General features: G+C 34.5%; 27 protein-coding genes. 4 read left to right on the forward strand and 23 right to left on the reverse strand.

Annotated elements, in window-relative coordinates:
* Window positions 1–171: 171 nt before the first annotated feature.
* Complete coding sequence (locus H5J24_RS14650) at window positions 172–954, reverse strand: AraC family transcriptional regulator (protein WP_068942385.1); 783 nt, start codon at window positions 952–954, stop codon at window positions 172–174.
* A gap of 76 nt (window positions 955–1030) precedes the next feature.
* Between H5J24_RS14650 and H5J24_RS14655 the strand changes: the two genes are divergently transcribed.
* Window positions 1031–2179: an MFS transporter gene (locus H5J24_RS14655; RefSeq protein WP_068942382.1), complete on the forward strand. Its 1149-nt coding sequence runs from the start codon at window positions 1031–1033 to the stop codon at window positions 2177–2179.
* Here the strand turns inward: H5J24_RS14655 and H5J24_RS14660 are convergent.
* The 19 genes from H5J24_RS14660 to rpsA form a co-directional block, all read right to left on the reverse strand.
* Window positions 2176–2694, reverse strand: coding sequence for a DUF3592 domain-containing protein (locus H5J24_RS14660; protein ID WP_068942380.1), 519 nt, complete (start codon window positions 2692–2694; stop codon window positions 2176–2178). The two genes, H5J24_RS14655 and H5J24_RS14660, sit on opposite strands and share 4 nt — an antisense overlap.
* Before the next feature lie 76 nt (window positions 2695–2770).
* Window positions 2771–3214, reverse strand: coding sequence for a hypothetical protein (locus H5J24_RS14665; RefSeq protein WP_068942378.1), 444 nt, complete (start codon window positions 3212–3214; stop codon window positions 2771–2773).
* A 21-nt stretch (window positions 3215–3235) separates the two neighbouring features.
* A complete protein-coding gene (locus H5J24_RS25975) occupies window positions 3236–3688 on the reverse strand; it encodes a DUF3592 domain-containing protein (protein ID WP_346730002.1) in 453 nt (150 codons plus the stop codon).
* A gap of 54 nt (window positions 3689–3742) precedes the next feature.
* Entirely contained in the window at window positions 3743–4207 is a 465-nt protein-coding gene (locus H5J24_RS14675; RefSeq protein WP_068942373.1) for a DUF3592 domain-containing protein, read from the reverse strand.
* Window positions 4208–4665: 458 nt separating this feature from the next.
* Window positions 4666–5298 (reverse strand): hypothetical protein, encoded by a 633-nt coding sequence (locus H5J24_RS14680; RefSeq protein ID WP_141395654.1) that lies wholly within the window; start codon window positions 5296–5298, stop codon window positions 4666–4668.
* A 141-nt stretch (window positions 5299–5439) separates the two neighbouring features.
* Window positions 5440–6222: a hypothetical protein gene (locus H5J24_RS14685; protein ID WP_068942369.1), complete on the reverse strand. Its 783-nt coding sequence runs from the start codon at window positions 6220–6222 to the stop codon at window positions 5440–5442.
* 2 nt (window positions 6223–6224) lie between these two features.
* Window positions 6225–6824, reverse strand: a complete 600-nt coding sequence (locus H5J24_RS14690; RefSeq protein WP_232815618.1) for a hypothetical protein — start codon at window positions 6822–6824, stop codon at window positions 6225–6227.
* A gap of 172 nt (window positions 6825–6996) precedes the next feature.
* A complete protein-coding gene (locus H5J24_RS14695) occupies window positions 6997–7695 on the reverse strand; it encodes a hypothetical protein (protein WP_068942366.1) in 699 nt (232 codons plus the stop codon).
* A gap of 21 nt (window positions 7696–7716) precedes the next feature.
* Window positions 7717–8172, reverse strand: a complete 456-nt coding sequence (locus tag H5J24_RS14700; protein WP_232815619.1) for a hypothetical protein — start codon at window positions 8170–8172, stop codon at window positions 7717–7719.
* On the reverse strand, window positions 8150–8512 hold the full coding sequence (locus tag H5J24_RS14705; protein WP_232815620.1) for a hypothetical protein: 363 nt from the start codon (window positions 8510–8512) through the stop codon (window positions 8150–8152). The genes H5J24_RS14700 and H5J24_RS14705 overlap by 23 nt, the downstream gene beginning before the upstream one ends.
* 79 nt (window positions 8513–8591) lie before the next feature.
* Window positions 8592–9968, reverse strand: a complete 1377-nt coding sequence (locus H5J24_RS14710; RefSeq protein ID WP_232815621.1) for a hypothetical protein — start codon at window positions 9966–9968, stop codon at window positions 8592–8594.
* Between the two features lie 125 nt (window positions 9969–10093).
* Window positions 10094–11410: a hypothetical protein gene (locus H5J24_RS14715; protein ID WP_232815622.1), complete on the reverse strand. Its 1317-nt coding sequence runs from the start codon at window positions 11408–11410 to the stop codon at window positions 10094–10096.
* A gap of 2 nt (window positions 11411–11412) precedes the next feature.
* Complete coding sequence (locus H5J24_RS14720; protein WP_068942360.1) at window positions 11413–11889, reverse strand: DUF4280 domain-containing protein; 477 nt, start codon at window positions 11887–11889, stop codon at window positions 11413–11415.
* 48 nt (window positions 11890–11937) lie between these two features.
* Window positions 11938–12927, reverse strand: coding sequence for a hypothetical protein (locus H5J24_RS14725; RefSeq protein ID WP_068945026.1), 990 nt, complete (start codon window positions 12925–12927; stop codon window positions 11938–11940).
* Between the two features lie 149 nt (window positions 12928–13076).
* Window positions 13077–14069, reverse strand: a complete 993-nt coding sequence (locus H5J24_RS14730) for an alpha/beta fold hydrolase (RefSeq protein ID WP_068942358.1) — start codon at window positions 14067–14069, stop codon at window positions 13077–13079.
* 87 nt (window positions 14070–14156) lie between these two features.
* Window positions 14157–15143 (reverse strand): EamA family transporter, encoded by a 987-nt coding sequence (locus tag H5J24_RS14735; RefSeq protein ID WP_068942356.1) that lies wholly within the window; start codon window positions 15141–15143, stop codon window positions 14157–14159.
* 127 nt (window positions 15144–15270) lie between these two features.
* Window positions 15271–17889, reverse strand: a complete 2619-nt coding sequence (locus tag H5J24_RS14740; RefSeq protein ID WP_228407603.1) for a T9SS-dependent M36 family metallopeptidase — start codon at window positions 17887–17889, stop codon at window positions 15271–15273.
* A gap of 213 nt (window positions 17890–18102) precedes the next feature.
* On the reverse strand, window positions 18103–19536 hold the full coding sequence (locus H5J24_RS14745; RefSeq protein ID WP_068942353.1) for a T9SS type A sorting domain-containing protein: 1434 nt from the start codon (window positions 19534–19536) through the stop codon (window positions 18103–18105).
* 330 nt (window positions 19537–19866) lie between these two features.
* Window positions 19867–21657: a 30S ribosomal protein S1 gene (rpsA, locus tag H5J24_RS14750; protein ID WP_068942351.1), complete on the reverse strand. Its 1791-nt coding sequence runs from the start codon at window positions 21655–21657 to the stop codon at window positions 19867–19869.
* 592 nt (window positions 21658–22249) lie between these two features.
* On the opposite strand from rpsA, the gene H5J24_RS14755 reads away from it, so the two are divergent.
* Window positions 22250–23377, forward strand: a complete 1128-nt coding sequence (locus tag H5J24_RS14755) for a DEAD/DEAH box helicase (RefSeq protein WP_232815623.1) — start codon at window positions 22250–22252, stop codon at window positions 23375–23377.
* A 5-nt stretch (window positions 23378–23382) separates the two neighbouring features.
* A complete protein-coding gene (locus H5J24_RS14760; protein WP_232815624.1) occupies window positions 23383–23589 on the forward strand; it encodes a DbpA RNA binding domain-containing protein in 207 nt (68 codons plus the stop codon).
* A gap of 257 nt (window positions 23590–23846) precedes the next feature.
* Here H5J24_RS14760 and H5J24_RS25655 read toward each other — a convergent pair whose 3' ends face one another.
* The 3 genes from H5J24_RS25655 to H5J24_RS14770 are packed head-to-tail and all read right to left on the reverse strand — an operon-like array spanning window position 23847 to window position 24742.
* Window positions 23847–24068, reverse strand: a complete 222-nt coding sequence (locus H5J24_RS25655) for an SMP-30/gluconolactonase/LRE family protein (RefSeq protein ID WP_283250721.1) — start codon at window positions 24066–24068, stop codon at window positions 23847–23849.
* 1 nt (window position 24069) lies between these two features.
* Window positions 24070–24363: an SMP-30/gluconolactonase/LRE family protein gene (locus tag H5J24_RS25660; RefSeq protein ID WP_283250722.1), complete on the reverse strand. Its 294-nt coding sequence runs from the start codon at window positions 24361–24363 to the stop codon at window positions 24070–24072.
* A gap of 10 nt (window positions 24364–24373) precedes the next feature.
* Window positions 24374–24742, reverse strand: a complete 369-nt coding sequence (locus H5J24_RS14770) for an SMP-30/gluconolactonase/LRE family protein (protein ID WP_232815625.1) — start codon at window positions 24740–24742, stop codon at window positions 24374–24376.
* Between the two features lie 258 nt (window positions 24743–25000).
* On the opposite strand from H5J24_RS14770, the gene ccoG reads away from it, so the two are divergent.
* The gene (gene ccoG / locus H5J24_RS14775; protein WP_068942345.1) at window positions 25001–26443 is read left to right on the forward strand and encodes a cytochrome c oxidase accessory protein CcoG; all 1443 of its coding nucleotides are present in this window, start codon (window positions 25001–25003) and stop codon (window positions 26441–26443) included.
* The last annotated feature ends 95 nt before the right edge of the window (window positions 26444–26538 follow it).

Genomic DNA, 26538 nt, shown 5'->3' on the forward strand with positions numbered 1-26538 from the left:
GTTTGGTTATACAATTTTACGGAAATTAAATACCAACAGGCTTTGCATAGGACAAGAAATAAAATGTGTGTATTTGACCACCCCGTCAAAAATTCTTTGAATTTTTGCCACCCCTCCTGCGGAGGGGAATGTACAGCCCTTCAACTGAACTATTGGGAGTAGATGATAAGTTTACTCATTCTTTATGAGGTATTGTAATGGTGTGGATCCGGTATGTTTTTTAAAGAATTCAATAAAGGCACTGTCTGAAGAGAAGTCTAAAATGTGAGATACTTCTCCTATTGAGTTTCCATCCACTAAAAGTTCTATGGATCTTTGAAGGCGCCATTGCTGCCTCCATTCCTGATAGGAAAGCCCGGTTTCTTTTTTAAAAATACGGGTGATTGTTTTTTCCACGGCTCCGGTTTCTTCTGCAAGGTTCTTCAGCATCGGTGGTATGGAAAAACGTGTTGTCCACTCTTCTACTCTTCTTTTAAAACGTCTGTCAACAGGCATTTTAAGATCTAACTTTTCTTCAGGAGCTTTTCCTATTTCATCCCAGAATACATTTAAAATATTTTTTTGAGTTGTATTCAGGGCTGTCCACTCCCAAAAGCAGATTCTTTCAATAATTTCTTTGAGCAAAGGATTCACATGTAGAACCTTAAGGCTTGAACTCATATATTTCCCAGCATACTCACTGTTAAAATAAACAGATCTGTAAGCTACGACATTTCGGAAATTGACCCGGTGAATTTCATTGGCAGGAATCCAAAGCATTCTGAATGGCGGCAATACAAACTGTTTGTCAGAAGTCGTTACTGTCATACAGCCGGAAGGTGCATACAGCAGCTGCGCTTTGGTTTTATGGTCATGAAATCCGGAATCATGCATAACCATATCAGAAGCTATTCCAATGACTTTTTCCTGAAGAGCATCTGCATCAAATTCTTCATTCTGTTGTAATATCGCCATGTCTTATTTTTGATATTTTTTGTATTTATATCATTATAAATATACATTGAATTTTTCGAAACTTTGCAGAAAAAAAATGAAAAAGACAAATCCACTATGGTTATTGACATTATTGGTAATGCTTCCTCAGTTTGTAGAAACCATTTACAGTCCTGTTTTGCCAATGGTTCAGGAAAAATTTGGAGTGAATGAAGAATCTACGACTTTAACAATAAGTTTATATTTTATTGCTTTTGCTCTTGGAGTGGCATTTTGGGGAGTACAATGCGACAGAATCGGAAGAAAAAAATCCTTGGAATACGGACTCATCACCTATGGAATCGGAACTTTTGCCGCTATTTTTGCTCCTAACTTTATGTTTTTGCTTGCTGCCAGAATTATTTCTGCTTTTGGAATTGCTGTAGGCTCCATTGTTACCCAGACCATTTTGCGCGACACTTATGATAAAGACCATATCAGCAAAGTATTTTCATGGATTGGAATTGGTTTATCCATCAGTCCTATCATAGGAATGACTACTGGTTCTGTTTTAGCCTCTTCAGCAGGCCATCAGGGAATTTTTATCACTTTATATCTGACAGCTGTGGTATTTTATATTCTTTCCAGAAGAAATGTTTTTGAAACTCATCATTCGGGAAAAGAGGTCAATTTTAAAATCTTGTCCGGTTTATTGATGCGAATGTTGAGAGACCGTGATATTATCAGATGCTGTTTATTAGTGATGAGTTTTAATGTTCTGTTATTTTCGTATTACTCGTTAGCCCCCTTCATTTTCAAAGAACAACACTATTCATCTTACATTTTTGGATACAGCAGCATTATACTGGCTGCCGGAACTTTTGTGGGAGCTAAGCTTAACAGACTATTGCTTTTAAAGAATATTGCTCCTAGAATTTTAGTCACTGTAAGTGTATTGGGATCATTTGCTGCCTCTGCTTTTGTATGGATCTTAAGCGGATATGGAATTTATTTTCTGATTCCTTACTTTTTCATTGTAATGGCTTTCAGTATGGCCATTCCGAATATTCTGAGTACTGCATTAATCCATTATAAAAATGAAACCGGAAGTGCAGGAGCATTGCTGGGGCTTATTTATTATGTATTGATAGGAAGTGGTTTGGTAAGTATAGGGTTTATTCAGAATCTGGGAATTTCATGTCTTATTTTTTCAGGGATTGGAGTCATTACTTTACTGGCATTCAAACCAAAAGAAAAAACCGTTTAAGTGATAAACGGTTTTTTCTTTTTTAATGTTCCAATGTAATATGTTAGAACAAACAATCCAATTACTAATGGGATTATGAAAAGACACAGGAATATAAATGGGCCGAACCAAAGATGCCAAAACCCACCACGAATAGCGTTGGAAGGATCTTTTTTATCAAAATACACGGTTACATCATTGGACCATTCTCTGCTATTACTGCTGTAATCCGTATTAAGGATATACGAATGATTGGAAGAATCATAATAAGTAATAACCGGAGAATACATTTTGGTATAATTAATCTCGTCACCATCCTTCGACCAGCTTTCTTTATACCCCGTAATCCTTGCTTCCGTTTTGACTCCACCAGATACTAAATTGATATGTCTGTACAATTTACTACCATTGTAATAGACTCCCCCAATCCCCATTGCCAGGAATAAAAGTGTAAATATAGCAGCGAGAATAACGATTAAACGATTATCTCTTCTTTTTTCTATTCTGTATTGATTTACCGCATCATTTCTTTTCATACTCTTTTTTAAGGTCTTTAAATTTTTCTTTGTAAAAGTTTTATCCTTCGTTATTTGGTGGTTTAAATACAATACATCACTCTCTCATCATCCCATGTTTTCTAAGAATATCGGCTAACGGAATTCTTTCTCTGCTATACATCACCTTCATTTTAGAAAAGGTATTCTTACCATCATCTGTTCTCCAAAACAGGCTATTTTTAAGATCAGGAAGATCTGCTTCCGGCAACCCTTTCTTTATAAGTACCAGCAAGGGTTCAATCTCATTATCATAATACGATCTGTTGATTTGGTAGGGGTTATTGTTGTTATTAATTATAGCACAGATGATTTTATTCCACCACCCTTTCTTCTCTTCATATTGTACAGGTTGTGAAAAGAACATATACAAAGAGTATTTTCGGGATGGAAACTGACTGGAAATAATAATATCATCAATGGAATTAAAGTCTATTTTTTCTTTAAGAAATGGATTTTCAAGGATTAAATGATTATCCTCCAAAGAGTATTTATAAAACATAAATTAGTTATAAGATTATGATTACAAATTAAAGATTTTCTTCATGAACTTCTTTACCACAACAAATATTGGTTGTCCAAAATAACAACCTACAGATAGTACCAAAACAGACATCCCCAGAATTAAAAAAGGCCAGAAAAAGAGATTCAGAAAGCCACCTCTTGTTGCTTTTTGTGGTTTTTCAGGATTATAATACATGGTTACCTCATCCTCATTTTCCTGGCTACTGCTACTATAATCTGAATGATATTCTCTTACAATGCCTTTATTGTCCTCATAGCGTATGAGCGGTGAATACATTTTTGTAGAGCCACCTTTGCTATTAGTGGAATAACTTCCCTCATAGCCTATAATTTTACCTGTTGTTTTGTTTCCAAAAACAACTAAACTAAAATTTCCCCCAGTTTCTGGATACTGTAAAAAATTCCTCCAGTGCTCAATGTAAGCAATATAAAGATAAAAGAGATGTAAAATGTCGTAATAAAAAAACCAGAACTCTTATTTTCGCTCATGTTAAAAAGTAAATTATTATTGTTTTTCACCCATCATCAATCTTATATTATATTTAAGCAGGTATAATCCCAACCCTAGTGGAATCATTGACAAACATAATACAACAAATGGGGAAAACCATAAATACCAAAGCCCACCCCGAATAGCTTTTGAAGAAATTTCTTTATCATAATAAATGGTTACTTCACTTGACCATTCTTTACTGTTACTACTGTAATCGGCATACAGTGTATAAGACCTGTTGGCAGTATCATAATAGCTAATTATTGGAGAATAGAACCTTGTATATTTATTCTTCTCTTGCTTTCTGGTTTCTGTATAGCCTGTAATATGTCCTTCTGTTTTTACACCATTCAATACCAAACTGGTATGCTTATAAAATTTCTCTAAGCTGTAATAAAGTCCCTTTCCACCGAAGCCAAGGAATAAAAGCATGAATACAAGGGAGAAAAAGCTTACCCAGAGGTCGTTATTTTTCATGGTTTACTATATTTTAATTTCATCTGTACTGGATATATCTTTTTTCTCTTTCCATGTTATTGCTGGTTTCCTCAAGGCATAAGTTGTGACAGAACAAATAATCGTAAAGAATATGGCAATAAAGGGGACTCAATATAATTCAAAATCACTGCCCATAGCAATTTCCGGATGTTCTTTATCATAATATACTGTAAGACTCATGTTTTTTTAGATCTGCCTCCTGAACTAACTTTATATGATTTACTTTGTCGATCGTAATATGCATATACATGAGCATACATTGTTCCCTCCCTACCGTCGTCATCTTCTTTAACCGTAACATCATAATCCACTAATATACCTTTGGTCTCTTCATAGGTTGTAATAATCGTGAATGAATGATGAATAACATATATACTAAGTATAAGTATCCCCCATGGATACCAATAGCAAAAATAAAAACAGAAGCCTTCCTTTTATCACTTGATAAGTTCCTGATTATTTTCTTTTGATTTGTGTAAAGCTTTACTACTTTTACCTTCTATTTTCTTTTGTCTAATAATTGTAATCAAAAAAGCAATATTAATGGCTAACAATCCTGCTGGGGCAAAGGAATCCTCTGTCCTTCCTGAGAAAAGGATTCTTACCACAAATAGAGCAATGAATATGAATATTGAAATCTTAAAACTATATATTATACCTCCTAATCTAACAATGGCATTGTTAAAAGAAGAATCCTTGATTTCAGATTTCAGTTGAAGATAAAGAAAAACTGCCAATAGCAAACACGGTATTAATATCTCCATATTGGACAAAAGGATCTGATTAAGTCCTATCACCACCTCCACAAAACCACCAAGCGGGGATTTGAATATCAAGACGCCAAAAAGAGCTACAAAAATGAGGATTGCCACCAGCATTCCCATGGCTGCTTTATGCTTGTTGATACCTTGACTTTCCATATCTGTTTGGTAGTTCAAATACATGGTTTTCAACTCATCATAGTTCTTGTTCCTAATTTTATGATAGAGAATATATAGAAATAACGCTTCTGCTTGAAAAAAATTTATGACAACCACCTTCTCAAATTCAAAGAAGGTTTCCTTATTCAAGGTAAACCATACATCGATATAAGAGTTTATAAAAACATATACAATTGCATATATCTGGAAGAACAGCAAGAAGTTTCTTGCCATAAAGCTTAAAATGTGCTGTGATTTAGTTGTCAAAATATATTAGTTTGAAAACTATCCTTATCTGAATAATTCTAAGTGACCTTGGTTATTCCTAAAAAATATTGCACTTTCTATAAAATGCAGTCCTTCTTCTTTTGAATTTTTGTTCTCCAATACCAATCCAGGAGCATTATTCAATTTTTCCAGATAAACTAATCTATTATTAAAGCAATATTTCAAAGTATATTCTTCTTTTGGAACCAACGACAGTTCATAGTCCTTATATGAAAAAAGCGCCTTATTCAAAAAATACTGTCTTCTATCTTTCTCTAAATAATGAGCCTTAACAAAGTCATCAAATCGAATTGTCGTAAACTGATTATATTGTTTTAAATCATCATCTTTAATATAGCTCGCCAACATTTCATATTGCTGATATACTTCAGAAAACAACTCATCTTGCTCTTCTCTGGAAAAATCATACTTTATTTTACTGACATCCAGATGGTATGGAAAACTGGCGTCAAAGTTTAGAATGTTTTCATAAAAGGGTTTATTCTCAAGGGATTCATCAAGTACAAAAGAATGTATTACCTGTTTCTTCAAATAAAAATCATTTGCTTCTTTTACAAAAATATTCAATTCAATTTGAGCATCTTTATGGAAGTCCTTATTATTGAAAAGCGGTGAAATCTTAAATTTAAGGTCTTGTTCACCGGAAGAAAACAATAAATTATTAATTGGAATATCCGTGGCAATTTGAGGCCCATTAAAGTATGAAAAGCAAGGTATGTCATTAACTTCAATTTCTATTGAACATAGAAAGGCTTTCACTTCAACTTTATAGATAGGTTGGTTCATTCTTACTTTGTTTTTTTATTGTACTCACCTTTTAGTTCATTGAACTTATCTTTATAAAAGCCTTTATTGTTGCCTGACGGTTGAACCTGTAATACTTTCAAATGAATATCTGAATTCTTATTTCTGAATTTCGTTAAATCTAAAAACTCACTATAAAAAATTTTATCAAAGAAATAAGGGACTTCATTTTTGTTAATAGCAATTAAAGCGATGCTTTTATTTACTTTTTCATATTTGACACCTACTATCATTTCCTTTGATTCCCATTCATTCCTTACGATATTGGAATCTTCATTGTTTAAATCAATCTGCTGATACTCCTTATCACTTGAGATTTTCTTAAGAATATCTTTATATATCTCATCAGAATTATTCTTCGAACCAGCAAAATACCCTTTAAATCCAATGGTCTTCTCTTTGTTAAAATAAACATCCATGTAATCCAGCTTACCATTATTTTTAAAAGGCTGCCATTTCTCTTGGATTTGATTTCCTTGCAAAACGATTCGACTGTGCAGATCATCAACATAATCTCGGTATCTTAATTGATTAGCTTGTTTACCGTTTGCAAGATTTACATAAGATTCCTGTACAATGTTCAAATCAACCTTTTCTGATTTAGATTGGCAAGAAACAGAAATAACATTTAGGATAAGGATAATAAATAGGTATTTAATTGTCATCTTTATTTATCTTATAGTTTCTAATTTATTCTTTACATTTTCTGATATTAAGGAAAAATATTCAATGGTAGGGTATTTCCATAATTTAAAGTTAAGCAGAAACATTTCTCCTTGCCTGCTTAATGAACATTATTAAAAAGGATAAATTAACAGCTAGCAACCCAGCTGGAAGGAAAGACTCTTCTGTTTTACCTGAAAAATATGCTCGTACTACATATAGGAGAATAAATATTGGGAATGAAATAAAAAAGCTATACACAATAGTCCCAAGCCTATCAGCCATATGTGAAGAGGTATTATCTACTTCATACTTTAATTTTAAATAAAGAAAAATAATAAACAAAACACAAGGAATCAATATGTTACTATTTTCCACAAGAATTTCATTAAGCCCTATGACTAACTTAATAAAATTTCCGAACGGAGACTTCCAAATCAAAAGAGCAAAAAAAAATATCAAAATCATAATTACCACCAACATGGATACGGATGCCTTCCGCTTACTGACACCTTGATTTTCCATCTCCTTTATATAGGCTAAATATCTGACTTTCAAAATATAATAATCCTTATTTCTAAGCTTATAGTAGAACATATACAAGAAAAACACCTCTGCCTGGAAAAAATTGATGACAATTATCTTTTCAAATTCGATAATGGTTTCCCTATCCAAGGAAAACCACATATCAATATAAGAATTTATAAAAACATATATAACAGCATATATTTGAAAAAACAATAAGAAATTTTTTACTGAAAATTTTAAAATATTTTGTACTTTACTTTTCAAAATTCAATTATTAAATTTGAATTACAAAATAATTTCCAAAGGAGAATTTTTACTTTTTCTATAAAACAATATGTATTCAACAAATGCTTCCTTCTCGTCCTCATTATCAATGAATACCCCTGGAGCATCCCCATTCTTTTGAAGACCTACTAGCTTTCCATTCCCATAAAAAACCATCTTATAATTTTCCAATGGAAAAAGTTTAACCTTATTATTTTGAACTCCTGAAACATAAGCATTTTCTGCTTGTTCTCTTTGTTCCTTAGAGTAATACATAGATGTAAAGACATTATCTTGTCTTAATTTTGTCAATTGCTTATATTTAGGCAAATCAGCATTTTTAAATGCATCTGTATATTCCACATATTTTTTCTCCAGCTCTTTCATTACGATTACATGATCTTCTTTAGTCAAATCCACTCCTTGCTTCCAATCAATTAACTCATAAGGAACATTAGCTACAAATGATTTTTTCATTAGCAAAACTTCCTGAATTCTTAGACTCAATGGCAGGAGTTTTGTAAGAAAATTTCGTTTTTCTTTCCCTAGCCTCTCCTTTTGGATATTCATCAATTGTCAATGAAACTTCCGCGCCTACAGGAAGAGGCTTTCCTTCTATAACAGAGAACATTTTTAAAGAAATTCTTTGATCTCCACTTTTTGGAATGAAACTATTGACAGGTAATCTGAATGCTGTTGCTCCAACATTATAATGAAAATAAACAGGAACATCATTGATATAGACTTCAAAATAACAGCCACGAGCATCAATAGCTAATTCATACATGGGTTGATTAGCCTCAATTTTTCTTTCCATTTCTATTTCTTTATTATTTGATTTTTTTGTACACCCGAAGCTTACTACCATTATTAAAAAAAATAAGCAGTAAATTACTTTATTTGTCATTCTTCTCGTCATCAGTATATATTTTTTTTGGACCATACCATATATCTTTTTCTAATAGTTTATGTACATCGTTATGTTTTACATCTCCTTTTTGATTGGATACAACCTCATCATTGTTGTATATTGTCTTCTTTCTTCTCGTAATAGATGAATAAACTTCAAGTTTTGCTTCAGCACCTAAAAATGTAACAGTTACATTTTTAAACATTCCTTTACCATCAGAATCCCATTCTTCTTTATATTCAACACCTGCACCAAGAGAAGCCTTTACCTTCAATTCCTCTTGAGTCTCGTATGTTACCCCATCTCTTACTATCGTTGAAATCAAAGCTGATCCTTCATAATTAACTCCCGCTTCAAGGCTGGCATTAACTGTAATCGTAAATTCCTTTTTTAACTTTTCATCCCAACCGTCTAAATTATGGTATCCTATCGAGATATTCCCAGCAACCTCCGCTGTAAATACGAAGTTAAAGAAAATATCTAATCCCTTCACAGTATATTCTAATGCCTTAATGATCAATTCAACAGCTTTACCAATCCAACCAAACTTCCCCATAATAGGAACGAGATCAACAGTAATTCCAAAAGCAATAAAAGGTTTCAAAGCAACTCCGCCTTCAATTCTCCATCCAACTTTTCCTAAATTCTTTTCCTTTTTGGCTACTTCATGTTTCCATTTCAAGGCTATTGCAACGTTAGGTGGATCTATATTAAAGTCAAATTTCTTTAAGACTCCTTTTTTATATGCTGCAGATTGTGTTACATCTTCACTGGTACCATCAAAAATTTCTGATTTTTCATAAACAGCATTAAAAGTACCAATTACCTTCTTTATTGATTTCTCTATTTTATACCCGGCCTCATAGTCTTTACCACTAGTAGAAGCTTTTAATGTAAAATCAGCACCTACCTTACCTTCTGTTTCAGCTTCAACACTCAACTCCTTTTTTACATATTTAAAACCAAATCGACCATGATAACCTCTTAAATCCTCTCTTGTTGATTGAAATTTAAATGTCGTCTTTTTCCATAAAGGAACTGCAATAAGGGCAGCTAATTCCCATTCGATATCTGGATATACAGCTATACGAGCAAGTTGGTTAGGATATCTACATGTACTAATTGGCAAAAAATACGTTTGTAAATTGTTTGAGGACAAAATAAAATATCTTAATGTCCAAATAGTATTCATTGCTTCATTAGCATATTTACTATTTGTATAAGTCTGTACACTTTCAAAAGCAGTCTTATTATACATATACCTCAACATCAAGGTAATCTTCTCATTGCTGTCAATCTTATAGTCAACTCCTTCTTTCCATTGCTGAGCTACAGATGCATTGTATGAATTGTTTGTTTTCACAACATCCGTATCATTCTTATTTTCATTGGTTGTGGCTATTCCCGCTTTTCTCTGTTGATCCTGATGGGTAGAATCAGCCTGTCTTGTATGTATATTTCCATTTTTTAAGGCAGCATAAACTTTGTCTACTTGGAAGACATTCTTTTTTCAGAATGTTTTTGCCCTTCATCCAGCAATAATCCTTGACAAAAGGTATCTTGAGTGGTAAGCTTATCCAAAGTAATGGAAATATTCTTCCGGCTATCTCCGGTTATAATATTAAAACTTTCCTTAGTTTTATCCATTGTACCTACAGTTACCGTTTCATCAAATATGACAAAAGCTTCCCTATCTTTGTCATCCTCATCTTTTACAGTAATCTTCGAATATCCGCATGGATCAAATTCTCTTTTTGTATATTCAATATCCCCAATATATTGAATCATATTGTTTTTCTCCTGCTCAATACGTTTAAGATAATGATCCATCAATTCTTCAGACACAATGAATCTACTGGAAATCGAATTTTTATCATCAATATCCTTCAGACCCAAAACCTTGGGATCATATTCTATAAGATCACTTGTAGGATCATCCGCATAGTTTTTATAATTTACCCTTTCTTCCTTGGAGTTCTTTCCATAAATCATTCCTGGTTCTTCCCAACATCTATAGATTTCCAATACAACTGTAAAATTCTTCTTTACATTTTCATTCTTTTTCCATTCAATTTCTATAGGGAATGTAGTATTGATATAAGAATTCCAATCATCATCTGCCCTCACATTATTTGAGATATTATACACCTTAGGTTCTTTCCAAAGATTATTATCTTCAAAATCGCCAGTTTTCGTAAGTCCTTTTGCTGAGGTTTCTTCTAATAGATATAACTTTGCCTTATATTTATTCTTCTCATCCAAGTTATAGGCATGAAGCATAATTTGTAATGTAACACTTTCTCCATAGCGTTTCACTTCTTCACTCTTGGTAAAATAAGCATAGGATATTTTAGGTTTATCAACAGGAACAATATAAAAGTAAAACCCAGTTCCTGGATTTTCACTAAAAAGTTCCACCCTTTGTTTAAATCCAAAATAATAGCTATAGGATTGAGGATTAAAAACAATACTGCTTCCTTGCTTATATTTTAGTCCTAGTCCATATTTGGCTATCTTTTCCTTACCTCCACTCAAGGGACCCCATAAGTTTTCAGTAATATCTTCTTGTTTAGCTTTCTCTAAATTTTTATAAAAGAAGTCATAAATAAAAGCCCATCTAGCCTGCTCCACCGTATGCTTAGGATTTTTGCTTTTCTTTCCCACACAGCTTTCATCAACAAAAAATTCATTCCGCTTATTTAAATATAATGGATAGGTATTTCCTTTAGGGACGGAGTTTACCTTATTGTTTTCCTTCCATAGACAAAACTGTAGTCCAACTGTATTTTCAATATTATCCGGCATAATTATTCAGCATTTAAGAATTCATAAGGATCTTTTTTATCAAGGTTCTTCATATCCATCACAGGATTCACATGCGACTGCAATTCACTATCCGCATTCTGAAGGTTCTTTTTGGTTGGCTCACCCATTTGTCCGGATTTAATGATAGAAATACAGTCTGTTCCTCCAATAGGACAGGTTGCTTTGCTGTCTTCCAGTAGAATATAGCCTCCGGGTGGATCGTAGAGTTCTTTTTCGTAGTAGCCACTCCATTGGGTAACTACAGCTGAACATGGGGTATTATTTTTTTTGGCGCATGAACCGAAAGTATTCTTCTCAAAGGTAGCTCCGATATCTTTATGGGTAGCCGCAAGTTTACTGCTGCCAGCATTGTCATTCACATAATATTTGGTCTGCGTAAGTACTTTCAGTTTATCCGGAGCAGAGCCAAATTCACATTGGCAGATTGCTCCCTGTACTACTTTTTCTTTTAGTGACATTTTGGTGTGTTTTTGTAAAAATAAGTCTTTTTCCTGAACCGATAAGTTTTACCAGTCATTTTCTATTCTTTCGAAATTATCAAATCCCCATTTATTAGGCGGAACTTTTACAAGACCACCAGTAATAAAAGGACTGCTTTCATCCAATACTTTGTCTTTATATTCCTCTGATCCCAACTGATATTGGGTATAATGAATCTTTTTCACAAATACTTTTTTCCCCGACCAATCTCTGGAGAATACTTCAAAATAAGCTCTTGTATGCATCGGAAAATGATGATACAGATCATGATCGAAAATCACTTTAAGCGTCATATAAAGAGTATCATCTTCCGCATGGCCTTCCGGATAAAAGTATCTTGGAGCCAATAATTCTTCGCTTTCAAATTTTATGACAAAAGAATGGTAATCTGTAGGGAATTTATCAATGGTCTGTACTCCTGAAAATTTCAAAGGTCCACGATAAGGAATCACTGAAAGATACAGATCTCTTTCAACAGTTCTGGTATCTCCGTAGTGAATGAATTTGGGATGAAAAAACAGATTCCAAAACCAATCATTGTGCAGGCTTTGCTCAATAACGATTTTATTTTGAAGCTTATTTTCAAAATTGTTAAAAAAAACATCCAGCTCTTTACTGCTGTACTTTTCTGATATTTTTGATTTTTGAATCTTCCACCTTTCAATCATCTTGTCGTGATTGATGATCTCGCCAGTTCCGGTTCCTTTTTCATTAAGATCTACTTCCACAGGATAAATAGTGGTAGACAATGCTGATGAAATAATTTCATTGATTTTGTCCGGCTCATGTTGATTATAGAAAACATCTTCCTTATTAAGGCTTAATGTTCCCTTGCCGTATTCAACGTTCAGATTAGTGGCTACAGTATAATCTATCCTTTTGGAGGGCTTCTCATCGTTACCGGAAAAGTATTTCACAGACACTCCATACCTTCTTCCTTGAAGTCCGGAAGGTTTTATTTTGATGGTATTTAGCCTGTGTAAAATTTGTTTTTTTGATAATCTTATCTCCGACATCATTAACTCATTTCGTCTTTAGTGTGTCCCCAAAGTTAACAAATTTCTGTTTATCACCAGTTTTGGATAAATATAAATTAACACTACCGCCTGAGCTCTTTGCTAAAGCGGGATTGCATAAAATGATTTCGGTAAAAACCCTGTTCAGATTATTTAATAAAGTTATATAAAACCTCGAAAAATTTAGGATAGACTTCAATATGCGGAAGATGCCCAACATTTTCTAATTCCACCAATTGAGAACCTGCAATTTCACGCTGGGTTTTCTTTCCCAGTTCCTGATACTGTCCCATTTTAGGCTGAAGTTCCTTAGGAGCCCTGTCTTTTCCTATAGCAGTTCTGTCTCTGGTTCCGATAATCAATAAAGTAGGAACTTTTATATTTTTGAATTCATAGCAAACGGGCTGATTATAGATCATATCGGATGTTAGTGCAGCATCCCATGCCACTTGCGGATAATCTTTATGAAGAGTCCAGCCGGCAATAAGATCAAGCCATGGCTGGTATTCCGCCTTCCATTTGTTGTCATAGTAGAATTTCAACTGATAATTCTTATAGGTTTCAGCCGTATTTTTAAGTTCTGATTGATAAGCCTGATCTATATTCTGATAAGCTGCAAATGTTTTATAATCTTCAAGTCCGATCGGATTTTCAAGGATCAGTTTCTGGACCTTTTCAGGATAAAGCAGTGTGAATCTTGTAGCTACCATTCCTCCCATTGAATGTCCCAGAACAATGGTTTTATCAATTCCCAATTCATCGAGAATTGCCTTTGTATTTTCGGCCAACTGTGAAAAGGAAAACTGGTAGTTGTGAGGTTTTGATGATTTTCCAAACCCTATCTGATCCGGAATAATGACCCTGAATCCTTTTTCTGAAAGATCTTTAGCTGTTCTTTCCCAATAAGCTCCATTAAAGTTTTTCCCATGGAGAAGCAGAATGGTTTTGCCATTGGATTTTTGAGGTTTCACATCCATATAAGCCATCTTCAGATTGTTATCCTGAGAGCTTAAGTCTTTAAAATGTACTTCATAAGGATATTGATACTCAGATAACATCGCATCCAACGGTTTTATTTGTGAAAACAGGATTCCTGATCCGGTTAGTAGTATTGCTGCAGCTATATTTCTGAAATACCTCATAGTACTTTACTTTAAGTTTTTAAAATTAAAAAAACCGCTCCAAACGGAACGGTTTTCAACTGTTATTTTTGGTTAAATATTATTTTTTTAAGATAATTCTGCCATAGAAACTTCTTTTTCTTTTTTGGATGGAAGGTTCATTAAAACAATAGCAAAAAGAATCAGAGCAATTCCGACCCACTGTATTAAAAACACCTGCTCACCCAATAGAACAAAAGCCATAGTTACAGAAACCGGAAGTTCCAGAGAAGAAACAATACTTCCCAGTCCTAATCCTGCATTGGGGAAACCAACATTGAACAGAATTGGAGGAATAATCGTTCCAAACAAAGCTAACACAAAACCATACGTCAAAAATATTGAATAATTGAAAGAGTGGATATGCTCTGTATTTTCTGTAAAATTAAGATAAAAAGCTTTTAATCCATCAAAATACATGGGCCCTATCTGAGCAAAAAACAGGAATGCAAAAACCACAATGGAACCTCCTGCCAACATAATAATACTTTTTCTGAAAACAGGCAAATGGGTTGCCAACGTATTAGAAGTAAACATAGTTAATGTATATGAGGCAGCAGCCATCAGTCCCCAGAATATTCCATGCCAATCCAGCTCAATCTCCATATTGATAAGGTTGGTCGCTAAAACTGTTCCCAGCAATACAATAATTACAGCCACAATTTTCCTTGCATTCGGAAGCTTTTTAGTAATAATACTTTCTACCACTACACTAAACCAAACCGACTGCATCAGCAATACAATAGCAATGGAAACATTGATATACTGAACTGCTATATAATAAAACAAACTTGTTCCGCCCAATGAAGTTCCGGCAAGCATCAGCATTCTCACCTCTTTGGAGCTGGGCATTGATAATTTCTTTTTCGAGGTTAAGGTCTGGATTAAATTCAGGATCAAAAGCCCTGTCAAACCTAATACAAATTGGGAGGTAGTCACTTCAGACGTTGTAAAACCATCATGATAAGCCATTTTCACAAAAGTGGCTAACATTCCGTATATACTAGCACCAATCCCTACAAATAAAACACCTTTTAGTATATTTTTCTTCTTCATAATTTTTTTAACAGCCTGCAAAGGTACAATATATAAATTAAATTATTTTGAAGTATTGATATGATAGATAAATGAGATCGCCGCAAGCAAAGCTTGCGGCGATCCATCCAATTGATTAAATAGTCAGTTATTTCTTAACAATCACTTTTGAATTAGCTTCAAAACCAAGTCCTTTCACTTTTACGATATAAGTGCCGTTTATCAGACGACTTGTAGAAATTGCTTTTTTATTTTCAGGTGAAATCTTATCTTCTGAAGAAACCAATTTTCCAGACATATCATATAGTTCTACACTTACTTTACCAAGAGTTTTGCTTGGGAAATCAATAAAGAACTCATCTTTTGCAGGGTTTGGATAAATGGAGATTTTATTGTCTTTTAATGAAGTAACTTCCTCAGTACCCAGTGAAGCACAGTCTTCTGGTATATTAAAGTTCTCTACCTGATCTGTAACAACACTCTTAACTCCTGCTGAAGCTCCTACACCAAGACCTCTTTTTGCAAAGACCTTCCAGATCAGACATTTATCCTGTCCGTTTGTAGTTGCCACATCGGCTGCCAATATTGCATTTCTTCCATCAATAAAGCTAGGATTACACCCTTGAAGCTTTAGAGCATCGGTTACTAATTGCAATACTTTTGAACTTCCATTCGGTGTAGTTGACATTACATCTGAAGAATACCCGTATTTTTCTACATACTTCCAATGAAGATCCCATAACATGGTTGCCCAAACGAAGCCAATAGAATGAGAATCGGTAACCAAAACACCGTTTGTATTGGTATACTGCATTTGGTTTGTAGCTCCATAGGTAAAAGGATTCACTGCAAAATCAGGAGAATACTTTGCTGGTCGAATACCACCACCTGTTATTTGTTCTCCACCTGCATAAGTTCCCATACCTCTTGCTACAGAAGCATTATCTCCAGGTCTGTTGGTAAGCATCAAAGCAAAGAAATCAGACCATCCTTCCCCCATTTGTTCTTTACTTGCAGAAGTAGATAAACATCCATATCCTGTTCCTGTTAATCTATTTGATATTCCATGTCCATATTCGTGCGTTACAATTCCGTTATCAAAACTTCCATCCGGAGTGACACTTGTAGCAGGATCATTTTTAAGCGTAATATTTACTGTCGCATTACCTGCAAGCTGAGTTTTGATATATTCTCCTTCTGAATTTTCAATGGACACTGTAGGAATTGTGATAGAAGGATCTGTACCGCCCATTCCTGATGGGAAATTTGTAGCTGCTGCATTGTTATAGATCACTACAGCTATAGCTCCTGCATCCTGAGCATTCTTTGTTTTAACCGCAAATCCACAGTTCGCTCCGCCTCCTCTTTCAATAAGCCCTATTTTACCAGTAAGTGATCCTGCTGGTAATGCTGTACAGCCATTTACGTTTGATGCAAGCTGTACATTACCCGTTATTCCGGCACCCGTTAATGCAGGACCAAATTCAGCAGTTCCGGTAATCGGTGTACGAGCGACTGCTGTTCCTGGAGTATTGTAAAAAAACAGCTGATTTACCGCAGACCATAAATACATCTGCATATATGGTTTACTTCCATCTGCAGGAGTACCAAAGTTGGCATTGTTAAGACCACCTCCATCTTGTCCTTCTGCCTCTACATAATCATTACCCGCACCTCCATTTGCAAAATTATTCTGCTGAAAATTTCTAGCAGATTCTGTAAATCCAAACTTATAAAATACATCATGGATTTTATTATTCAAATAAAACAAGTTGGTAATAGAAGCATTCTGATTGGCTGCTGGAGTTCCGTTGATACTGAATGGAAAATTAAAATTTCTAGCAGCTCCGCCATCTGGTGAAAGGCCAGGCTGATCCATATCAGCTGTATCTTCATAAGCATATACATTATTTCCTCTTGTAATGGTATAATGATTCTCTCCATCAGAATGCCATCCTTCCGGTGAAGCTGGTAAATACCATGGATTAGAAATAGTTTGTCTTGAACCAAATGTAGGAGCCTCCACAGGTAAAGGGAAGACATTATAACTGGCATTATCCGGCACCAAGAAAGGAGCAAACTGAGTATTAATTTTTGACGGCCCCATCAGATCATTCTGAACAAAGTCCATGTCTGTATGGCTATGAGAATAAGCCCCCGGATGAAAACTACAAGATACATTCAGGTCTGTTTTATTTAGAATTTCACCTGTATTGGCATCAATCAGATAATTCCAATAGCTTGGTGATTTTGGTTCTCTTAACAGATATTCATAAGCAAGTTTCAAACTTCCTTTATGATCTACATATACAAGTCTTTGTTTTGCAGTCTTTTTGCTATCATTAGACTCTCCGGAAAAATCACGAATAAAGAAGTCTTTAACATCATTTTTCTTCAGATCATCAGCAATGGTATGCAACGCTGCAGTTTTACTGACAACAGCATTCCCTGATGAAGATACAGTATAATCTTTTATAAAGTTATCCGTGTAATAAGCTACTTTATTATCTTTAATAAGCGCTGTTCCTACAGAATTATATATTGGCAAGCCTTTATAAGTCTGTAAAAATTTCACAACATTGCCATTTAAAGATTTTGAAGGATCCACATTATCTACAATAAAATTATTGAGATCAGATTTCTTATATTCTCTTAATTTATTTTGAGAAATATAATCTTTAATAAGCTTTTCATTATCTTGTCCGAATGCAATAGTTGGAAATACAGAAAACACTGCAAACAGAATAGGTAGAGTTTTATTTTTCATATCCATTATTAAAGATGCGAATCTACAAATATTCCATAAATAAAATAATAAAAAACAAAATAAAACATAAAAATATTTAAATATTTTTTTTTAAAAAATCTATTAAATCACTATTATCTATTTTCAACAAATCATGTTCAGCATCATTCAAAAATTTTCCAACATTAAATTTTGATAAAAAAAACCGCTCTTTCGAGCAGTTTTTAATCTTAGTTATTTCTTAATCATCTTTTCTGAGTAGATTTCATTTTTATCCGTTGTTACATTAACAATATATACCCCTTCTTTTCGGGAGCTTAAATCTATTTCTTTTTCTTTTTCTCCACGTAATACTTTGCTATATACTGTATTTCCAACCAAATCTTTAATTTCTAATTTTCCAAACTTAATTTCTTTATTCAGGATAACTTTAAATAATCCATTAGTAGGGTTTGGCGTCAGCTTAAAGAGCTTTTCTTCGGTCAATGATGAAGCCGCTCTAAATACTGGACAGGTTGTCGTAATATCATAATCAAAAAACGGATAATTATTCCAGCTGAACACACGGAAATTCTGTCCGTAATGCTGATAAGACATAGTTAATTTAAACTTAAACTCTCCAGTTTCCCCTGCATTAATTAAACTATTAAAATCTGAAGGCTGAAGCTGATAACTGAAATAGTTACCAGGGCCATAAGTAGGATTAAATGACACGTCATACACATTCCCTGATGCCAAACTTATCACTTCAGCTCTCATTCCTTGCAAAACAGCACCTGATGGAAGGTTATAATAACCGCCAATGTTTGACAGTTGATTTATACTTAAGCAACTTTGTTCGTATCTAAAGTTAAAAGTCGCCAGATCATTAGAATCACAAATATTAGAGGCCATATTTTGCCAATAATCCATATCCGGCTGGCCTATAAAAAAACCATTCGGCCTATTGTAATATGATCTACTTGGAGCATTTACATCTGGATCAACAAAATTATATTCTACATTCCCTGAGTATGAAGTACCCGAACTGGCAATACATGCAGCAGCCTCTTTTGCCAAAGTATTTGTATTAGTATGAAGTATGGTAAATTTTGCACCCCTTCCGATTTTAAAATTCATTACATTATGAAATGTTTCATTAAGATTTTGGGCTGGATAATCGTAGTTTACCAGATAAGAACCATTAAGGCCTCCTACATTTCTTTCTGCATCAGTAAATACAATAACCTTCAGTGGCTGAAAGCTATTTAATGTGGTCTGAGGACTTATAATACCTGCATTGGAAGTACCATCCAAAGCATTACCCACCATTCCTAAAGACTCATTAAAAAGATCTCCGTAATCCAGACGTCTTGTCAGGTTTTCTATAGTAAGTCTATAATGATCGTTCGTGAAATCATTTTCAATATAGACTAAAGGTTCGTATGCACTAGGATTGCTTCCATACTTGCCTACCCCATACTGTACTACTGCTATTCTATTTCTGTTATTACAGGCTAGCAATTGCTCCATCAGCTTGATAGCACCACGTTTCATATAAGCATACTCCTGATCCGTAGTGGAAGCTCCGTTATCCAACATGAGAATATAATCATGAGACTGTTGTGCTTTAAGATTACACCATGGCATTATGAATGCCATAAGCAATAATAAAAATGTTTTTTTCATAGTTAAAAGTTTTAAATTTAGCGGGCTAAAAATAATATTTTTTCTTTATTAAGTGAAATATTTTAACATATTTAAATAAAAAAAAGAAAAATATAAATACAAAACCTCAAAAAACCTCCGTATATAAACAATAATTTTAATGAGAAGACATGTTCATTATAGCCTCGATAATAACGGTTACCCCGCAGCAAGAGCCAGAGCATGGAGGATTTAGGTGCCGGGCGTAATGGCTCGAGCAGTATGAGTGGATAGCGGGATGAAGCTCCTGAAAAGTAAGCACAAAAAAAGCCGCTCAAACGAGCGGCTCCTTATTTATAAATGGTTCAAAGATTATTTACCTTCTTCCATTTTTCTTTTCAACTCTGCTAATGCATCGATGTCTCCAAGAGTAGATCTTTCTTCGTTGTTTGAAGAAGAAGATACGTTTCTAGAAGAAGATTCTTTAACGTTTTTCTTTTCTTCGTCTCTGAAGATCCCTGTGTGAGAAACTACAACTCTCTTGAATTCTTTGTTGAATTCAATTACTTTGAATTGAGCATCTTCACCTTTTTTGATTTTAGATCCATCTTCTTTCTCTAATAATCTTGAAGGGCAGAAAGCTTCAACCTCAGCATCTTCGAATTGTACAGAAGCTCCTTTATCGTGAACTTCTACAGCTTTACCAGCGTGGATCGTTCCTTCAGCATATTTAGTTTCGAATTTATCCCATGGGTTTTCAGTCAATTGCTTGTGACCTAGAGATAATCTTCTAGCTTGGATATCTAATTCAAGAACTACAACATCTAATTTATCACCTACTGCACAGAACTCAGATGGGTGCTTGATTTTCTTAGTCCAAGAAAGATCAGAGATGTAGATTAATCCGTCGATACCTTCTTCTAACTCTACGAATACACCAAAGTTAGTGAAGTTTCTTACAGTTCCTACATGCTGAGATCCTACCGGATACTTAGCTTCGATGTTTTCCCATGGATCTTTAGATAATTGCTTGATACCAAGAGAAATTTTTCTTTCTTCTCTGTCTAAAGTTAATACTTCAGCTTCAACTTCATCACCTACTTTTACGAAATCTCCAGCAGATCTTAAGTGAGTAGACCAAGACATTTCAGAAACGTGGATTAATCCTTCAACACCTGGAGCGATTTCTACGAATGCACCATAGTCAGCAAGAACTACAACTTTTCCTTTTACTTTGTCTCCAACTTTTAAGTCAGCAGAAAGAGCATCCCAAGGATGAGCTTCTAATTGCTTCATACCTAATTGGATTCTTGTTTTCTCGTCATCGAAATCAAGGATTACAACTTTTACAGTTTGTCCGTCCTCAAGGATTTCAGATGGGTGGTTCACTCTAGACCAAGAAAGGTCTGTAATGTGAATTAATCCATCTACACCACCTAAGTCAATGAATACACCGTAAGAAGTAATGTTCTTAACAGTTCCTTCAAGAACCTGACCTTTTTCAAGTTGAGCGATGATTTCTTTTTTCTGACCTTCGATATCTGCTTCGATCAATGCTTTGTGAGAAACTACTACGTTTTTGAACTCAGGGTTGATTTTCACAACTTTGAACTCCATAGTTTTTCCTACGAACTGATCGTAATCTTTAATTGGCTTAACGTCAATTTGAGAACCTGGTAAGAATGCTTCGATTCCGTGAACGTCAACGATCATACCCCCTTTAGTTCTAGACTTAACAAAACCGTTAACGATTTCTCCAGTTTCGTGAAGTTCGTTTACTTTATCCCAAGCTTTAAGCGTTCTAGCTTTTCTGTGAGATAATTGTAACTGACCAGTTTTGTCTTCTCTCTTGTCAACCATTACTTCTACCTCATCACCTACTTTTAGGCCCTGGTTGTAACGGAATTCGTTAAGAGAAATAACACCTTCAGATTTGAAGTTGATGTCTACGATAGCTTCTTTATCAGTTAATCTTACAACTTTACCAACTAAAACGTCGTTATCGTCTAGGTTGTTTAATGATCCGTTGTAGATCTCTTCTAAATCACTTTTCTCTTTTCTAGCATCAGCATCAAGACCAGATTCGAAAGAATCCCAGTCAAATTGTTCAGGTGCTACGTTTTGGTTTAATAATAATTCTGCTGAATTTGTCTCTTTTGACATAATTCTAAATAAATTTGTATTCCTTCTCTTCCAACGGTCTTAATCAATGTGACTGAAAAATACGGAAGTTATTAATATTTAATATTTTACTTTCTTAGACCTTTACCACAAAAAGTGGGTGCAAAGATATGTTTTTTATTTGAGATAAGCAAGAGTTTTACCCCAACCTGTTTACTGCATAAACAACTGACTATCAATACTTATTAGAGAATTAAGAATCATCACTTATTGTAATGTGAAAAATCACCGGTTCAGCAAATGGATTATTTACTGTTGAAAATCTGTTGAATCTATAATAAAAAAAGCTTCGACTCCGCTCAGCTTGACAATGTATAACTCAACAGCATAGTATTAGAACTGTCATGCTGAGCGGAGTCGAAGCATCTCTACTCTACAAAGAAAAATATTTATTTAACTTTTCAAAAAAAACAAACATTGAGATTCTTCACTTCACACTGCTACGTTCAGAATGACAGTCACTGTATAAATTTTCAGCATTCCTTCACTTCAAACTCCTCACCCTAAAACTCTACGACTCTCAAACCCTAAAACATCCAAACTCTCTCACTCATAAATTCACTACCTTTGCCCCATGGAACTACAATCAATTTATCAAAAGCTGCAGATTCAGGATATGAATCAGATGCAGAAATCTACTTATAAAGCCTCAGAAAACAATACGGATATTGTACTGCTCTCTCCTACCGGATCTGGGAAAACACTGGCATTTTTATTTCCGGTTCTCAGAAATCTGAAAAAAGATGTTCAGGGCGTTCAAGCATTAATATTGGTTCCTGCCAGAGAATTGGCATTACAGATTGAACAGGTTTTCAAATCAATGGGAACAGATTTTAAAGTTTCTGTTTGCTATGGTGGACATGATAAAAAGATTGAAGTCAATAATTTAATTGAAGCTCCGGCTGTTTTAATCGGAACTCCGGGAAGGGTTACTTATCATGTAAGGAATAATAATTTTGATCCGAAGACAATTAAGACTTTGGTCCTGGATGAGTTTGATAAAGCTTTGGAACTTGGCTTCCATGATGATATGGAGTTCATCTGTAATTCTTTAAAAGGACTTTCCCAAAGGGTTTTAACTTCTGCAACAGCTATGGATGAGATTCCTGCATTTACAGGCTTAAAAGATGAAAAGATCATCAGTTTCCTTAAAGAAAATGACGTAAAACCGGATCTTCAGCTGAGAAAAGTAATGACCATTCCCGAAGAAAAGCTAGATACATTATTTAACCTGGTTTGTAAAATCGGGAACAAAAGAACTTTGATTTTCTGTAATCACCGTGATGCTGTAGACCGTATTTCTGAGCTTCTTCACCAAATGGGAATTGACAGAGAAACCTTCCATGGAGGAATGGAACAGGACGAAAGAGAACGTGCTTTACTGAAATTCAGAAATGACTCTGCAAGAATTCTTATCACAACAGACTTGGCAGCCCGCGGACTTGACATCCCTGAAGTAGAATCTATCGTACACTATCAACTGCCTCCTAAAGAGGATGCTTTCATTCACAGAAACGGCCGTACTGCAAGAATGAATGCTAAAGGCTTTGTTTACCTGATCATGAATGAGGATGATAACTTTCCATTCATCAAGAATGATATTCCTGAAGAAAGTGTTGCAGGGTTTACCAAGGTTCCGCAAAAAACACCTTTCCAGACAATTTATATCAGTGCCGGCAAAAAGATAAAGTCAACAAAGTAGATATTGTGGGCTATCTGCTTAAAAAAGGAGAACTCCAGAAAGAAGATGTGGGTGTTATCGAAGTAAAAGATACTACTTCTTATGTTGCCGTTTCCAGAAATAAAGTGAATGCTGTTTTGAGAAAACTTCAGAATGAAAAACTGAAAGGAAAAAAAAGTAAAAATGGAAGTTGCTTATTAAGCTTAAATGAAACTATGCTGCTCACTCTATGAACCACAAAAGTCACAAAAGATTTAAACACTTAAGTTATTTAAGTTAAAATGCTTTGCGGATATAAAGTACACATAAGTTCATTGAAAGCCTAAGGGTTTTCACAAATAGAACAATTGAAGAAGTTCACATTCCTCTCCTGAGAAGAGGCGGCAAAAATTCTTTGAATTTTTGCCGGGGTGGTTTACAATATTACAAAAGCGCTCTAAAGTTTTGTTTTTTGAAACTTTAGAGCGCTCTTACTATAATTTATTATCGTTTATTGTATTCCTCTCACTCTCATCGGGAAAGTATATACCGATTTTGAAGCAGTAATGAATAATACATCATTATTCTCTCCTCCAAATGTTACGTTGGATGTCCATTTTTCAGGAATAGAAATATGATAGATTTTCTTTCCTTCACGGTTAAAAACATGTACTCCTTCTCCGGTTAAATAAAGGTTTCCATGTTTATCCAATGTCATTCCATCTGAGCCCATTTCACAGAATAATTTTTTTCTCAGAAAGTTTTCCTTCACCCAGAATATCATAGACATAGGTTTTCCCTGCATCAATGTCTGAAAGGTATAATTTTTTTAACTTTTCACTTCCTACAATTCCATTGGGTTGGGTGAAGGTGTCTAATTTATTAATCTTTCCATTCTTATTTCTGTAATAAAGGCTTTTATTAGGTAATTCCTGCTTGAAATCTATCCAATAATCTCTTTCATATAAAGGATCTGTAAAATACATTCCGCCAAAAATATCATTCCAGACATCGTTTGGACCATTCAATCTTTTGCCTTCAAAATTTTTTGAACAGAACTTCTACTTTTTTATCTTTTGAGATCTTCCACATCTCTCCGTTATCATCCGAACAGGTAATCAGGAAACCATCTTTATCAAAGTGAGTTCCGTTTGCTCTTCCCGTTTTATCTAAGAATTCTATGACCTGATTGCTTTTCCAGTCCCAGTAATAAATCTTATCATTAGGCTGATCGGTAAAATATACATTTCCTTCTTGATCTGTTGACGGACCTTCTGTAAAGCTAAACTTATCAGAAACCATCTGAGGTTTTACACCTTCATAAAACATTTTATTATTATTTACTGATTGACAGTTGACTAATGCGAAAACCAAACCAATCAGACCTGCCTTACTGATATTCTTCATATTTCATTTTTAGATCTGCAATTTACAACTTGCATTGGCTGTTTCAAAAACATTTTCTCATTTTGATACATTATTATCCGAAATTCAAAATGTCCCAATTGTCCTATTTTTGAAGTAGATCATATTAGGAGCTGATGGATATAATTCAGAGCTTTGCAGTAGAGGAATCAATACCGTTTATCTATAGAAAATAAGCTTGACAAACAGGTGTTGATCCGGATGAAAAATATTACCAAAATACTTTTATAGCATACGATAATGAGCGCAGAGTCCAACAACATCAAATCCCTGGAAATTGAAAATGAAGATTTTAGAAATTCGGTAGGAACAATGGATGAGACCGGAAAAAGAAAATGGATCTTTCCCAGAAAACCAAAAGGAAAATATACCAATTACAGGAACTATACCAGCTATGCATTACTTGCTCTTTTCTTTGGATTGCCTTTTCTAAAGATCAATAATAATCCTTTCTTCCTGTTTAATGTTATCGACAGGAAATTCTTTATCATCGGGCAGCCATTTTACCTTCAGGACTTTTTTATCCTGGCCTTGGGAGCAGTTACCTCTGTGATCTTCGTTATGCTCTTTACCGTAGTTTTCGGAAGAATATTCTGTGGATGGCTATGTCCGCAAACTTTATTCATGGAAATGGTTTTCCGTAAAATAGAATACTGGATTGAAGGTGACCGAAACAAACAAATGAAGCTCGACAGACAGGACTGGGACGCCGAAAAGATCAGAAAAAGAGTTACGAAATGGTCTGTATTTATTTTGATTTCTATGATCATCTCTACTTTTATGTTCATGTATATCGTAGGCTATGAGCAGGTATTCCAGATTATGATTGAGGGACCTGCAGAACACCCTTTAAAGTTCATCACCATGATTTTTTTTACGATGACTTTCTATTTTGTTTTTGCATGGCTTCGTGAGCAGGTATGTACTCTGGTTTGTCCTTACGGAAGACTTCAGGGAGTTTTAATAGATAAGCAGACGATCAACGTATATTACGATTTTAAAAGAGGGGAAGGCCGTTCGAAATGGAGAAATAATGAGGATAGAAAAGCGGCCGGCAAAGGAGATTGTATAGATTGTAATCAATGCGTTGTAGTCTGTCCTACGGGAATTGATATCAGACATGGACAACAATTGGAGTGTGTAAACTGTACAGCATGTATTGATGCCTGTGATGAGGTCATGGATAAGGTAGGATTACCTAAAGGGCTGATCCGTTATGCTACCGAATCTGAAATTGAAAATCAGGAGAAGTTCAAATTTACTTCGAGAATGAAGGCGACTACTGTCATTCTTGCTCTTTTAGTAGGATTCCTAGGTTTTTTAATGTATGACCGTGGATCTATGGAAGCCAAGTTTATTAAGCCAGCCGGTTCTACATTTTTTATTAAGGATGGGAAAATCACTAATACATTCATTTACACCCTCCTGAATAAATCAAATGAGAAAAAGATGCTGACTATTAAAGTCGTGAGCCCTGAAGATGCTGAAATCACTTACTTCGGATCTGAAAAAATTATCCTGAAGGGAGACCAGATCTTAAAAGGAAATATCAACATCTCTTTCCCGGAAGATAAAATCAAATTCTCTAAACAAAATATGGTCATTGGTGTTTTTGATGAAGAAGGAAAAATGGTAGATTCATTTGAGACCACTTTTGAAGGACCATTTAAGTTAGCACTGTAATAAAGTAATATGAGATTCGGGGTTTGAGCAGATATGATACAATCTTTAACTGATAACCATCACTATAAATAATTTCAAACCTCGAACTTTAAACT

The organism is Chryseobacterium capnotolerans, from assembly GCF_021278965.1.
In the GTDB taxonomy this organism is placed as follows: domain Bacteria; phylum Bacteroidota; class Bacteroidia; order Flavobacteriales; family Weeksellaceae; genus Chryseobacterium; species Chryseobacterium capnotolerans.